Origin of the sequence: Stenotrophomonas sp. CASM101 (assembly GCF_049384845.1) — a bacterium.
GTDB classification, from domain to species: Bacteria; Pseudomonadota; Gammaproteobacteria; order Xanthomonadales; family Xanthomonadaceae; genus Stenotrophomonas; species Stenotrophomonas hibiscicola.
Genome location: NZ_JBMRFR010000007.1, coordinates 174,125 through 187,312, shown reverse-complemented (window position 1 = coordinate 187,312; position 13,188 = coordinate 174,125). Strand labels below are relative to the sequence as shown.

Here is a 13,188-nt window from a genome sequence, read left to right as displayed (position 1 = left end):
GTGGCACGCCAACGCACGGGACTTCGCCGCCGCCCCGCGCATGTCATCGCAACCGTAACCGAACACCGCCGCCGGCACCCAATCGAGTGATGAGGAGAGACATCATGAACACCCGCAAGACCCTGCTTTCGGCCGCCATCGTCAGCTGCATCGCCTTCAGTGCGCACGCGCAGCAGGCGGCCCCGACCGCCACCGATCTGGACACCGTGACCGTTACCGGCATCCGTGGCTCGATGGAAAAGTCGCTGGACACCAAGCGCGAAGCCAATGCGCGCGTGGAAGTGGTCACTGCCGAAGACGTGGGCAAGCTGCCCGCGCATAACGTGGCCGATACCCTGCAGCGCCTGCCGGGCGTGAACATCAGCTCGTCCAGCGCCGATGAAGGCGGTTTCGACGAAGCCGACCGTGTCAGCCTGCGCGGCACCAGCCCGAGCCTGACCCAGACCCTGATCAACGGCCACAGCGTCGGCTCGGCCGACTGGTTCGTGCTCAGCCAAGGTAGCAATGTCGGCCGCAGCGTCAGCTACACCCTGCTGCCGTCGGAACTGGTGCGCTCGGTGGAGGTGAACAAGTCCTCGCAGGCCAAGCTGCAGGACGGCGGCACCACCGGCACCGTCAACATCCTCACCCGCAAGCCGCTGGAATTTTCCAAGCAGATCACCGCTGAAGCCTCGATCGGCGCGGTGCGCTCGGACCAGGCCAAGTCGACCGACCCGCAGCTGTCGGGCCTGTTCAACTACAAGAACGACGACGGCACCTTCGGCGTGATGGTGCAGGGGTTCAGCCAGAAGCGTGAACTGCGTCGTGAAGCGCAGGAAATCCCGTCGGGCTTCTTCAAGATCGACCCGAACGGCACCGTAGCCAAGTCCAACCCGGACCTGGCCGGTGTCTATGCGCCCGCCCTGCTCGGCTCGACCCTGTTCGAGCAGACCCGCGAGCGCAAGGGTGGCCTGATCTCACTGCAGTTCAAGCCGGCCGACAATCTGACGCTGGGCCTGGAAGGCTTCAGTTCCAAGTTGGAAGCCAACAACTACAACCGCAACTTCATGTTGTGGGGTAGCAAGATCATGGGCGACGACAAGGACGACGCCGGCGTGATCACCCGCCCGGGCCAGGCCCCGCTGCCAGGCTATGTGGTCAAGGATGGCGTGCTGACCAACGCCAACTTCGCAGGCGTCGCCGGTACGCCGTACGCGGTGTACGACATGATCTACCGCGAGGCCACCGCCAAGAGCAACTACATCACCCTCGATGCCGACTGGCAGATCAACGACAGCCTCAACGCCAAGTTCCAGGCCGGCAGCACCAAGGGCACCGGCACCACGCCGCGCCAGTTCATCGCGGAAGTGACCGTGGCTGACGGCGGCGGCGCCAACTGGACCACCCACGGCAACGGTTCGCCGGTGGACTGGAACGTCGGCGGCGACATCAGCCCGAACGGCGTGACCAGCTTCGGCACCTGGGGCAACCAGGAAGTCACTGCCGAAGACAAGGAAAAGTGGTTCACGGCGGACTTCAATCAGTACTTCAACGATGGCGGCGTGCTGAACTCGCTCGACTTCGGCGTGCGCTATGCCGACCACAAGCGCGAGGCGCTGTCGCCGGAAGGGGCAACGCCGGGCGCGATCTGGGACGCACTGAAGGGCGCCCCCACCGGCAGCTTCCCGGGTGGCTTCGCCGGCGGCATCGGCGGCAATTTCCCGCGCAACATCTGGTACTACACCCCCGGTGCGCTGAAGGACGCAGTGCTCAACAACTCCACCTGGCTGGCCGGCAATGACGGCCCGACCGGTCGCCACAACTATGGCGCCGAGTGGAAGGTGGCCGAAAAGAACTTCGCCGGCTATGTCCAGGCCAACTTCAGCGGCGACCGTTGGAGCGGCAACGTCGGCCTGCGCTACGTCAACATCAAGCAGGACATCGACACCTACCAGGCGGTCAGCGATATCGCCAACGCCGACGTCAGCAGCCTGTTCGGCAAATGGAAGGCGCTGTCGTTCGAAAACAAGCACGACCGCATCCTGCCCAGCGCGAACCTGAAGTTCGATCTGGCCGATGACCTGGTGTTCCGCTTCGCCGCGTCGCAGACCCAGACCCTGCCGGACTTCTCGGCACTGGGCGCATCGTCCTGGGGTTCGGACCTGACCAAGGTCGGCGGTGGCGGCAACCCGAAGCTGAAGCCGGTGCTGTCGACCAACTTCGACGCCAACCTGGAGTGGTACTTCATGCCGCGCGGCCTGGTGTCGCTGGGCGCGTACTCGATGAACCTGAAGGACTACGTGGCCTTCGGCACCCAGACCCAGATGCTGTACAGCGAGCTGAGCAACCAGCTGGAGGCCTACCAGGTCGCCGTGCCGGTCAACGCCGACGGCAAGGTCTACGGCATGGAGTTCGCCTACGAACAGCCGCTGGGTGAGAACTTCGGCCTGAACGCCAACTACACCTACGCCGACGGCAGCACCTCCCACACCTGGGAAGACGGCAGCAACAACCTGCTGGGTACCTCGAAGAACACCTACAACGTGGGTGCCTACTTCGAGAATGATACCTTCGGTGCGCGCGTCAGCTACACCTACCGGTCCTCGTTCCTGATCGGTCTGAAGGGCGCGAGCCCGTACTACCAGGATGATTTCGGCACACTGTCGCTGTCGCTCAGCTACAAGGCTACCGACTGGATGAGCGTGAGCTTCGATGCGCTGAACCTCAACAACCCGACCCTGAAGTACTACCAGAGCGCCTCGATCCCGAGCGCGTTCTATGAGAACGGTCGCCAGTACTACCTCAACTTCCGCTTCAAGTACTGATCCAGCGGCGGCAACATCGCCGAGTCGTGCACGCACGCCGGGCCTGGTCATTCCGGGCCCGGCGTTTTTCATGTATAGCGTTCATCGCACCGTTCCAAGGAGTCGTTCCGATGGTCAAGCCTTCCCGCGCCGGGATGCGCAGCGCGCTGCTGGGCAGCCTGATTGCCCTGCTGCCGGCACTGCCGGCGCTGGCCGCCGATCCCACGCCGGCCACCGAAGCACCCGGCCCGCAGCTACGCACCGGCAGCCTGATGCTGATTCCCGCGCCAGCCACCGTGCAGCGCGGCCAGGGCAGCGGCATCACCGTACGCGCCGATACCGCGCTGCACGCCGAAGGCGAAGCCGCGCAGCGCGTCGCCATCCAGTTCACCGACCTGCTGGCGCGCAGTGGCGGTCCGCGCCTTACGCCGGCCAAGGGCAAGACGGCAGCCGCCCCGGGCGGCATCCGCTTCCAGATCGTGCCCACCTTCCGTGACAGCGGCGAGAGCTACACGCTGGAAAGCACCGCGCAGGGCGTGGTGATCCAGGCCGGCAACGAAACCGGCCTGTTCTACGGCGCAACCACGCTTGCCCAGCTGGCCACGGGCGGAAGCAACGGCGTGCTTCCCGCAGTGCAGATCCAGGACGCGCCGCGCTTCAGCTGGCGCGGTTTCATGCTCGACTCGGCACGGCATTTCCAGAGCCTGGACGAGATCAAGCGCGTGCTCGATGCGATGGCCGCGCACAAGCTCAATACCTTCCACTGGCACCTGACCGATGACCAGGGCTGGCGCATGGAGATCAAGCGCTACCCCAAGCTGACCGAGGTGGGAAGCTGCCGCCTGCCGGCGGGTGATGGCGGCGTCGATCCGGCCAATGGCCAGGAGCATCCGTACTGCGGCTTCTACACGCAGGAGCAGATCCGCGAAGTGATCGCCTATGCCGCCAAGCTGCATATCCAGGTGATTCCGGAAATCGACGTGCCCGGCCATGCCACCGCCGCGATTGCCGCGTACCCGGAACTGGGTTCGATCGACACCCCGCTGAAGCCGATCAGTGAATGGGGCGTGTTCCCGAACCTGTTCAACGTGGAAGACAGCACCGTCACCTTCCTCGAGAACGTGCTGGAAGAAGTGATCGAACTGTTCCCTGCGAAGTACGTGCACGTGGGAGGCGACGAGGCAGTCAAGGACCAGTGGGAAGCCTCGAAGCAGGTGCAGCAGCGCATGCGTGCACTGGGCATCAAGGATGAAATGGCCATGCAGAGCCACATCATCAAGCGCCTGGAGATCTTCCTGGAGAAGCACGACCGGCGCCTGATCGGGTGGGACGAAATCCTCGAAGGCGGCCTGCCACCGCAGGCCACGGTGATGTCGTGGCAGGGCACCGAAGGTGGCCTGGCCGCGGCCAGTGCTGGTCATGACGTGGTCATGTCGCCGGTGGGCTACCTCTATCTGGATTACCTGCAGACGGCCTCGCCGAACGAACCGCCGGGCCGCCCGGCCCAGGTCAACCTCGGCAAGCTGTACAACTACGAGCCGGTGCCGGCCGAGCTGGCGGCCGACAAGCGCCAGCACATTCTCGGTCTGCAGGCCAACATGTTCACCGAGCACACGCGCACCTACGCACGCCTGCAGCACAACCTGTTCCCGCGCCTGGCGGCAGTGGCCGAGACCGGCTGGAGCACGCCGGAACATCGCGACTTCCGCGATTTCCTCGCGCGCCTGCCCGCGCAGCTGCAGCGCTACCGCGCCTGGGGCCTGGCCTACGCGCAGACCCCGTTCGAAGTGGGCGTGGACTACACCAACAACCGCGCGGCCAACACGGTGACCGTGTCGCTGGCCAATCCGCTGGGCTATGAAGTGCGCTACAGCACCGATGGCCAGCCGGTGACGGCGCAGTCGCCGCTGTACCAGCAGCCGCTGACCGCGCAGCTGCCCGCTACCGTGCAGGCCGCCGCGTTCTACCAGGGCCAGATGCTGGCGGCGAAGCCGACGATCGCGGCGTTCAGCGCACAATCGCTGCTCAGCCGCCGCAGCGATGAGCTGCTCAGCTGCGTGGGCAAGAAGGGGCTGGTGCTGCGCCTGGAGGACGATGGCCCGCGCGAAGGAAACCGCGCGGTGTTCAACGTGGATATCTTCCAGCCCTGCTGGCGCTGGCCGCAGGCGCAGCTGGACGGCGTCGGCAGCGTGGAAGTCCGTGCCGGGCGCATCCCCTATTACTTCCAGCTGGCCCACGACGAGCCGAAGCGTCGCTTCGAAAAAGCGAGGCGCGCGCATGGCGAGATGCAGGTGCGTCGCGGAGATTGCAGCGGCAAGGTGCTGGCCGAAGTACCGCTGCCGGCCACGCCCGATGCCGATGGCTTCGTGACGCTGCGTGCGGCGCTGCCGAAGGGGACGCAGGGCACCGGTGACCTGTGCATCAACTTCACCGGCGACACGCGCCCGGCGATGTGGGTGCTGGATGAGGTCACGCTCAGGTAGGTGCCAACCTTGGTTGGCGCTTTGCGGCCGGATCCACGCATGGCGTGGATCTACTGTAGAGCCGAGCCCATGCTCGGCTTTCCGGTTGAAAGGCAGCCGAGCATGGGCTCGGCTCTACAGGAACCTCACCCTCGCCAGCGCAGCAGCAGGTCGCGCAGCGGGGTCAGGGCCGTGACCATGCCGACCAGCACGCCCACCGTGTTGGCGATGGCGTCCATCGGGTCGGCCATGCGGTTGCTGGTCAGTGCGCCCTGGGCGAACTCGATGCCGATGCCCATCAACACCAGGGCCACGCCCACCCACAGCAGCGGCCTGCCGCGGCGGAACAGCTGCACGGCGCTGCCGGCCAGGATGAAGTAGGCGACGAAGTGCTCGCCCTTGTCGCTGTTTTCCGGCAACGGAATCGGCGGTGGCGGGATCAGGCAGACCACAATCACCAGCAGCACGGCCAAACCCCACAGCCCGGCCCACAACCGCGGCCGCCGCAGCGGCTTGATCGCCGGCAACACCTCGCTCACAGGCGCCAGCTCAGGTCACCCAGTTCGAAGGCCGGTTCGAAATCGACGCCACGCTGCAGGCCGATGGCCTGGAAGCGCTCGCCCATCTCGGTCGGCAGGGTCAGCTTCTTCACCTGGTCGCGCAACTGGATGCGGCCGACCTCGTCGGTGCGTTCCTCGGCCAGCAGCAGCACCTGGTCCAGGCCATTACCGAGCAGGAAGCTGGCCTGGCTGCAGTAGCCGGCCAGCTCGAAACCGCCGTGCATGCCGGCCTCGGCCATCGCGGTGAAATCCACCGACGCGGTGATGTCCTGCAGGCCCGGCCAGCGGTGCACGTCGTTGTGCACGTGATGGCGGTAGAACGCACGCACGGTGCCCTCGTCGCGGTCGTGCTGGTAGAACTCGCTGCGACTGTAGCCGTAGTCGACGAACAGCATCGCACCACGCTGCATGCCACCAGCCACCGCCTGCAGCCAGTACGGCAGCTGCGGCAACACTTCGGAACGGTAGCCCTCGGCGAAAGGCTTTTCCAGGTAGCGCTCGATATGGCGCACCGCACCGTTGAGCAGGATATCGGCCGGCTGCGCACCACGGATGAAGTTGCCTTCGGCATCCAGCTCGACGGTTTCCTCATAGACCTCGCCATCGCGGATCAGGAAGCGCGGGGTCGGCAGCGCGTCGATCACCTCGTTGGCGAACACCACGCCTTCCCAGTCCTCGTCGAACGGGCGGTCGACCCAGTCCACGCGCGCGGCCAGCTCGGCCGGCAGGTTCTGCTGCAGACGCTGCTGCTGGCGCTCGCGCAGATCGGCACTGGGTTCGAGGATGGCGTAGCGCGACGGCAGCGCATCCAGCTCGGCCAGGCGCAGCAGCACTGCCTCGGCGAAGGCGCCGGTGCCGCCGCCCAGCTCCAGCATCCGCGCCTGCGCGCCGAGCTGGGCGAACACCGGTGCAAGCGCATTGGCCACGCTGCCGGCAAACAGGCTGCCGAGCTCCGGCGCGGTGGTGAAGTCACCGCTGCCACCGAACTTGCTGGCGCCGGCGCTGTAATAGCCCCAGCCCGGGGTGTACAGGCACAGCTCCATGAAGCGCGAGAAGGGCATGGCCCCGCCCTGGGCAAGGATCTCGGCGCGCAGGGCGGCCGCCAGCTGGTCGCTGTGGGCCAGGGCATCGGCTTCGGGCAGGGGGAAGGTGGGCTGCATGGCGTGTTCGAATGCGGTGACAATGTGCACAGGATAGCTGAGCCTTGGAGGACCCTCGATGAGCGATACCCACCCCGTGGTCCTGATCACCGGCAGCGCGCGCCGGATCGGCGCGGCCATCGCCCGCCAGTTCCACGCCTGTGGCTGGTCGGTGGTACTGCATGCCAACACCTCCAGCGCCGAACTGCAGCAGGCCGCGTTCGATTTCGACAATGTGCGGCCGGGCAGCGTGCTGGCCCTGCAGGCCGACCTGCGTGACGCCGACGCCCTGCCCGACCTGGTGGAACAGGCCGTTACCCACTTCGGCCGCCTGGACGCGCTGGTCAACAACGCCTCCAACTTCTTCCCCACCCCGCTCGGCCAGGTCACCGCCGAGGCGATGGACGCACTGTATGCAGTCAATGCACGTGCGCCGCTGCTGCTGTCACAAGCGGCGGCGCCCTACCTGCGCCGCCAGCAGGGCTGCATCGTCAACCTGACCGACCTGCACGGCACCGATCCGATGCGCGACCACATCGCCTACACCATGGCCAAGGCCGCGCTGGAGATGGCCACCCGCGCACTGGCACTGGAGCTGGCGCCGAAGGTGCGGGTCAACGCGGTGGCGCCGGGTGCGATCCTCTGGCCGGAACAGGGCAAGGACGATTTCGCCCGCGAGGCGCTGCTGGCGCGCACGCCGCTGGCGCGGATCGGCACGGTCGAGGAGATCGCCGAAGCGGTCTACTGGCTGGTGGCCGAAGCCAGCTTCGTCACCGGCCACACCCTGCGCGTGGATGGTGGGCGCACCGTCAGCTGAAATCTTGCCGGCCAGCGGCCGGCACCACCGGTAGCGCCGGGCCATGCCCGGCGAGCGCAGCGGCAACAACAACCCATCATTCCAGGTCCACCACCTCGAACGCCTCGCCAAACTGCGCGTGCGCCCGCCACAGCGTGGCCAGGTCCTGCCCGCTGACCGGGTCGATGAAGCCCGGCGCGATGTCCGCCAGCGGCTTCAGCACGAAGGCATGCTTCAGTTCCGGGCGCGGAATGCGCAGGTGGCCGGGGCCTTCCACCACCAGGTCGCCGTAGAACACCACGTCGATGTCCAGGGTCCGGTCGGAGAAGCGCGGCCCGCTGCGGTCGCGGCCGTGCGCGTCTTCCAGCGCGTGCAGCCAGTCGTCCAGTTCCTGCAGCGGCAGGTCGGTGTCGATCGCCACGGCGTTGTTGAGGAAGGCCGGGCCGTCGAAGCCGACCGCGGCAGTACGGTAGGCCGGCGAGACCTGCAGCGCGCCGAAGCGCTCGCGCAGGGCCGTCACCGCGGCGTGGAGGTAGCGGCGGGGCTGGACGTTGCTGCCCAGGCTCAGGAGCACGGTGGTCATGCGGTTCAGGTGACGGCACTTGGGGGGCGTGGACATGCCGTCGTCACGGCGGCCTGCCTACAATCCGGGACGCACATGATAGGGCACCGACATGACCTATTGCGTTGGAATCGAGGTGGACGAGGGCCTGGTCTTCGCTGCCGACACCCGGACCAATGCCTCGCTGGACGATGTGCGCGTGCATCGCAAGCTGCACGTGTTCGAATATCCCGGCCAGGCAGCCTACGTGCTGATGGCGGCTGGCAACCTGGCCACCACCCAGCTGCTGGTGTCGCGCCTGGGCCGCGACGCCGCAGAGCGGCGCGTGCCCAACCTGCGCGACATGACCCACCTGTTCGAAGCCGCCGCGTATGTGGGTCAGCTGCTGGTGGACAGCCAGGTGCACAGCAGCCACAGCGAACACGGCCATGACGGGGTCAACACCCAGGCCACGCTGATCTTCGGCGGCCAGATCGCCGGCGAGCGGCCCGGGCTGTACATGATCTACCCGCTCGGCAACGCCATTGCCGCCTCGCCGGAGACGCCCTACCTGCAGATCGGTGAATCCAAGTACGGCAAGCCGATCCTGGATCGCATCCTCAGCCCGACCACGCGGCTGGAGGACGCCGCGCGCACGGCCATCGTCTCGCTGGACTCCACCATCCGGTCCAACCTGTCGGTGGGCCTGCCGATCGACCTGGCGCTGCTGCGCGACGGTGAACTGCGTATCGGTCGGCAACTGCGGCTGGGCGCGGATTCAGCGCTGTATGCCGATATCCACCAGAACTGGTCACGGCGCCTGGAACAGGCGGTGGACGCCCTGCCGCGGTTCCCCTGGGAAACCGACGAACGGTAGTGCCGGCCGCTGGCCGGCGACCGCGTTGATACCAGCACACAGGGATGCCGGCCAGCGGCCGGCGCTACCGGGGCATCAGCCCAGCGCTTCTGCCACGGCGCGGAATACCTGCTGCATCTGCAGCGGCTTGTGCAGTACATGCACCTCCACTCCGGCCGGGAAGGCGTCGGCCGAGACCGGCACCGCAGGGTCTTCCAGCACCAGCGCCGGGCCGCGGTAACCGAGCGCAGCCATCTCGCCCAGCAGCTGGCTGGCCGGCAGCAGCTTGGAGCCGGCATCGGCAATCACCAGCGCCGGCATTGCCTCCTGCTGCATCCAGCGCAGCGCCGCCGGGCCATCGGAGGCCAACTGCAGCTGGTAGCCCTGGCTGGACAGCGCGTTGCCGAGCAGCGACAGGCGCGTGGCTTCCCCATCGACCACCAGGATCGACTGGCCGCTACCCAAGGCCACCAGCTGTTCGATCGGCTCGCTGCCGTCGATGATCTCGTGCATCGGCAGGCGCAGTTCGAAGCAGGTGCCCTGTCCCGGCTGGCTGCTGACATGGATGCTGCCACCAGCGCCCTCAACAATGCGCTTGCAGGAGATCAGGCCCAGGCCAGTGCCATCTGCCTTGGTGGTGAAGAATGGATTGAACAGGTGCGACAGCGTGTCCGCATCCATGCCAATGCCTTCATCGGCAACGCAGATACGCATCCAGTCCACGCCATCGCGCTGGCCGGCATGGCTGGCGGTCAGGCTCAGTCGGCCGCCGTTGGGCATCGCCTGGATCGCATTGAGTGCCAGGTTCAGCATGACCTGCTGCAGTTCGGTGTAGTTCGCATCCACTACCAGGCCTTCGTCCTGCACCTGCAGTTCCAGGCGCACGGCATCGGGCACGTTGCTGCGCAACAGCAGGGCCACCGCATCGAACAGGCCCTTGATCTCGATACGCTCGCTCGGCTTGCGCGAACCGCGCACGAACGACAGCATCGATTCGGCCATCTCGTGGCCGCGGCGGCCACACTCGGCGATGACGTCGGCCAGGTGGTGCAACTGCGGATCGTCGGTACGCGCCTTCAACAGGTCCGGCATGATCAGCAGCGGCTGCAGGATGTTGCGCAGGTCATGGCTGAGGCCGGCGGCGAGCAGCGACAGGCTTTCCAGGCGCTGCGCGCGCATCAGTTCGGTCTCCACCCGTGCGCGCTCTACGGCGCTGCGGGCATCGCGGATCGCACGCGCCACCGCCGACGGCAGGCGCGCCGGCTGGTGCTTGATGATGTAATCGTTGGCGCCTTTCTGCAGCGCCGCCACCGCGTTCTCCTCACCCATGGTGCCGGAGACGAAGATGAAAGGGACTTCCGGCGCCGTCTCGCGCACGATGCGCAGCGCATCATCACCGGAAAACCCCGGCATGCTCAGGTCGGACAGCACGATGTCCGGCTGGAACGCGGCCAGTGCCTGGCGCAGCTCCGCCTCGCTCTCGACGCGCTCGAAACGAGCGTCCAGGCCCGCATCGAGCATCTGTTCGGACATCAGCTCGGCATCTTCCGGTGAGTCCTCCACCAGCAGGATGCGCAGCGCCCCCAGGGCAGGACCGGTCAGGGGCATGGGCTCACTCGAGTTCCGGTGCCTGGTTGATCAACGCCCAGAACTTGCCCAGGGTCTGCACCGCACCGAAGAACTGGTCCACGTCCACCGGCTTGACCACGTAGGCATTGACCCCCATGTCCCAGCTGCGGGCCAAATCACTTTCCTCGCGCGAGGACGACAGGATCACCACCGGCAGGCGCTTGAGTTCTTCGTGCTCGCGGATCTGCCGCAGCACTTCCAGGCCGTCCATGCGCGGCATCTTGATGTCCAGCAGCAGCACCGCCGGCAGGCCTTCCTCGCGGTTGGCGAAGGCGCCGCGGCGCAGCAGGTAGTCCATCACTTCCACGCCATCCTCGACGTGCACGATGGGATTGGCCAGACGCGCCTCTTCCAGGGCGTCGATCGCCATTTCGGCATCGGCCGGGCTGTCTTCGGCGAGAAGAATGGTGCGCAGAGTCGTCATGCAGAGGGACCTTGTTTGTCCGCGTCGGTCGCGGGGGGCAGGTAGAAGTGGAAGGTGGCGCCGACGTCCGGTTCGGCCTCGGCCCAGATACGGCCGCCATGGCGGGTGAGCACGCGACGGACGCTGGCCAGGCCGATACCGGTTCCGGGGTAGTCGCTGGCCTTGTGCAGGCGCTGGAACACACCGAACAGCTTTCCGGCATAGGCCATGTCAAAGCCTGCACCATTGTCGCTGACCGTGAACTGATGGCCGCCGTCGGGCTGGGGCTGGTAATCCACGCGGATCTTCGCCGGTTCGCGGTTGCCCGAGTACTTCACCGCGTTGCCAAGCAGGTTCAGCCAGACCTGGCGGATCATGTTCTCGTCACCCACCACGATCGGCAGCGGCGCGATGTTCCACTCCACCTGGTGCACGTGGCCGCTGGCCTCAGCCTCGGCCTGCAGATTGGAATCGAGCATGGCGCGGGTATCGGCCACCAGCGACTGCATGTCCACCGCCTGGTGCCGCATTGCCGCACGGCCCAGCCGCGAATAGACCAGCAGGTCGTCGATCAGCGCGGCCATGCGCCGCGCCGAACTGGAGATCACTTCCAGGTAATGGCGGCTCTTGTCATCGGCCGCATCGCCGAGATGGCGCGACAGCTTGTCGGAGAATCCAGCCACGTGGCGCAGCGGCGCCCGCAGATCGTGCGAGACCGAGTAACTGAAGGCTTCCAGTTCCCTGTTGACCTCGGACACCTGTGCAACCTTGCCTTCCAGCTGGCGGTTCAGTTCCTCCACACGCAGCTGCACCGCACGCTGCACGGTGACGTCGCTGACCGTGAGCAACACCACTTCGTCATCGGTGTCCGGCAGCGGCATGCGCCGAGCGTTGAGCAGCATGTAGCGCACCAAGCCATCGGCGGTGCGCTGTTCATGCTCGAAGTCCCAGAGTTCCCGGCCGCGCAGCAGCACATCGGACAGTCGCTGGCGCATCACCGGGTCTTGCCACGCACCGTTGCCGACGTTATCCAGCAACAGGCCCTCGGCGCGCTCATCCTGCAGACCATACAGCTCGGCGAAAGCAGGATTGTGCAGCTGCACGCGCAGATCGCGGTCGAGCAGCACGATCGGCTCGCGCACCGTCTGCAGCACCGACGCTGCACGCGCGGCCGAACGCAATGACTGCCGCTCGGCGTGCAGGCGGCGGCCGATCTGCCGCTGCAGCAGCCACAGCACCAGGCCGAGCAACGCCAGCTGGACCACCAGCGAACTCCACGACACCAACTCGGTCTGCTTGCGCTGGCGGGCGGCCTGCTCAGCGCGCTGTGCCAGCAGCTTCTGCTCGCTGGCCTGCAGTTCCTCCACCAGCCCGCGGATCGGATAACGCGTGCTCAGGTCCTGCACCAGCTCGCGCTGGTCACTGTTGGGCTCTGACTTTGCCAGTTCGCGGGCAAGCGCCATGCGCCCTTCCAGCATCGACTCGATGCGGCCGATGCGGATCAGCTGCTCAGGATTGTCGCGGGTCATCCGGCCCAGTTCAGCCAGGCGACCGGGAAGTTCATTGGCTTTGGCCATGCGCTCGCGCAGGCCAGGCGCGTCCACGCCCTTGGACAGGGTCAGCGCGGCCGATTCGACATCGCGTACATCGGCCTGCAGCTGCTGCAAGGCCACGCCGACAGCCTGGGTATGATTGACCCAGGCCATCGCATCTTCGCTGTCCTGCTGCAGGTGGCGCAGTGTCAACCACGGCACCACGATGATCGCTGCGGCGGCCAGCGCCAGGGCGGGCATCCGCCAGCGGTCCCAGATGTCATCACTGAAAACCAGCGCCATAGTTCCTCATCAACACGGCCGCAAAGCATGGGCCGTACCCGGCCCCAGTGCGGCGGAACCGGCAATATAGCGCAGGCGGGTCAAAACTCTGGAGTTTCCAGCGCCGCTGGCTGAACGGCTGGTACTTCGGCGCTGTACGGCCGAGCCCACGGTCGGCTGGAACCCAACGGCAGCCGAGCACGGC

At 66.6% G+C, this 13,188-nt stretch carries 10 protein-coding genes; 4 read left to right on the top strand and 6 right to left on the bottom strand.

The window, feature by feature from the left end:
* Positions 1-104 precede the first annotated feature (104 nt).
* Complete coding sequence (locus VG543_RS12615) at positions 105-2,804, top strand: TonB-dependent receptor (protein WP_423178985.1); 2,700 nt, start codon at positions 105-107, stop codon at positions 2,802-2,804.
* 110 nt (positions 2,805-2,914) lie between these two features.
* The gene (locus VG543_RS12610) at positions 2,915-5,266 is read left to right on the top strand and encodes a family 20 glycosylhydrolase (RefSeq protein ID WP_423178986.1); all 2,352 of its coding nucleotides are present in this window, start codon (positions 2,915-2,917) and stop codon (positions 5,264-5,266) included.
* A gap of 125 nt (positions 5,267-5,391) precedes the next feature.
* Here VG543_RS12610 and VG543_RS12605 read toward each other — a convergent pair whose 3' ends face one another.
* Complete coding sequence (locus VG543_RS12605) at positions 5,392-5,784, bottom strand: VanZ family protein (protein WP_312542095.1); 393 nt, start codon at positions 5,782-5,784, stop codon at positions 5,392-5,394.
* Positions 5,781-6,965, bottom strand: coding sequence for a class I SAM-dependent methyltransferase (locus VG543_RS12600; protein WP_058981625.1), 1,185 nt, complete (start codon positions 6,963-6,965; stop codon positions 5,781-5,783). The genes VG543_RS12605 and VG543_RS12600 overlap by 4 nt, the downstream gene beginning before the upstream one ends.
* Positions 6,966-7,023: 58 nt before the next feature.
* Here VG543_RS12600 and VG543_RS12595 point away from each other — a divergent pair, with 58 nt between their 5' ends.
* Positions 7,024-7,761, top strand: coding sequence for a pteridine reductase (locus VG543_RS12595; RefSeq protein WP_019660663.1), 738 nt, complete (start codon positions 7,024-7,026; stop codon positions 7,759-7,761).
* Between the two features lie 76 nt (positions 7,762-7,837).
* On the opposite strand, the gene folK is transcribed toward VG543_RS12595, so the two are convergent.
* Positions 7,838-8,323, bottom strand: coding sequence for a 2-amino-4-hydroxy-6-hydroxymethyldihydropteridine diphosphokinase (gene folK / locus VG543_RS12590; RefSeq protein WP_346470129.1), 486 nt, complete (start codon positions 8,321-8,323; stop codon positions 7,838-7,840).
* Between the two features lie 91 nt (positions 8,324-8,414).
* On the opposite strand from folK, the gene VG543_RS12585 reads away from it, so the two are divergent.
* Entirely contained in the window at positions 8,415-9,158 is a 744-nt protein-coding gene (locus VG543_RS12585) for a proteasome-type protease (protein WP_019660665.1), read from the top strand.
* A 75-nt stretch (positions 9,159-9,233) separates the two neighbouring features.
* On the opposite strand, the gene VG543_RS12580 is transcribed toward VG543_RS12585, so the two are convergent.
* From VG543_RS12580 to VG543_RS12570, 3 genes are read right to left on the bottom strand one after another with little or no spacing between them, the layout of a single operon-like run.
* A complete protein-coding gene (locus VG543_RS12580) occupies positions 9,234-10,745 on the bottom strand; it encodes an ATP-binding protein (RefSeq protein WP_019660666.1) in 1,512 nt (503 codons plus the stop codon).
* A gap of 4 nt (positions 10,746-10,749) precedes the next feature.
* Positions 10,750-11,190, bottom strand: a complete 441-nt coding sequence (locus tag VG543_RS12575) for a response regulator (RefSeq protein ID WP_005411057.1) — start codon at positions 11,188-11,190, stop codon at positions 10,750-10,752.
* Positions 11,187-13,004 (bottom strand): sensor histidine kinase, encoded by a 1,818-nt coding sequence (locus tag VG543_RS12570; protein WP_251103458.1) that lies wholly within the window; start codon positions 13,002-13,004, stop codon positions 11,187-11,189. Before VG543_RS12570 ends, VG543_RS12575 begins: the two co-directional genes overlap by 4 nt.
* Positions 13,005-13,188: the final 184 nt, after the last annotated feature.

Excerpts from the sequence above, each read along its gene's own strand:
- VG543_RS12615 (WP_423178985.1), top strand. The coding sequence starts at position 105 with ATGAACACCCGCAAGACCCTGCTTTCGGCCGCCATCGTCAGCTGCATC.
- VG543_RS12610 (WP_423178986.1), top strand. The coding sequence starts at position 2,915 with ATGGTCAAGCCTTCCCGCGCCGGGATGCGCAGCGCGCTGCTGGGCAGC.
- VG543_RS12600 (WP_058981625.1), bottom strand. The coding sequence starts at position 6,965 with ATGCAGCCCACCTTCCCCCTGCCCGAAGCCGATGCCCTGGCCCACAGC.
- VG543_RS12595 (WP_019660663.1), top strand. The coding sequence starts at position 7,024 with ATGAGCGATACCCACCCCGTGGTCCTGATCACCGGCAGCGCGCGCCGG.
- folK (WP_346470129.1), bottom strand. The coding sequence starts at position 8,323 with ATGACCACCGTGCTCCTGAGCCTGGGCAGCAACGTCCAGCCCCGCCGC.
- VG543_RS12585 (WP_019660665.1), top strand. The coding sequence starts at position 8,415 with ATGACCTATTGCGTTGGAATCGAGGTGGACGAGGGCCTGGTCTTCGCT.
- VG543_RS12580 (WP_019660666.1), bottom strand. The coding sequence starts at position 10,745 with ATGCCCCTGACCGGTCCTGCCCTGGGGGCGCTGCGCATCCTGCTGGTG.
- VG543_RS12575 (WP_005411057.1), bottom strand. The coding sequence starts at position 11,190 with ATGACGACTCTGCGCACCATTCTTCTCGCCGAAGACAGCCCGGCCGAT.
- VG543_RS12570 (WP_251103458.1), bottom strand. The coding sequence starts at position 13,004 with ATGGCGCTGGTTTTCAGTGATGACATCTGGGACCGCTGGCGGATGCCC.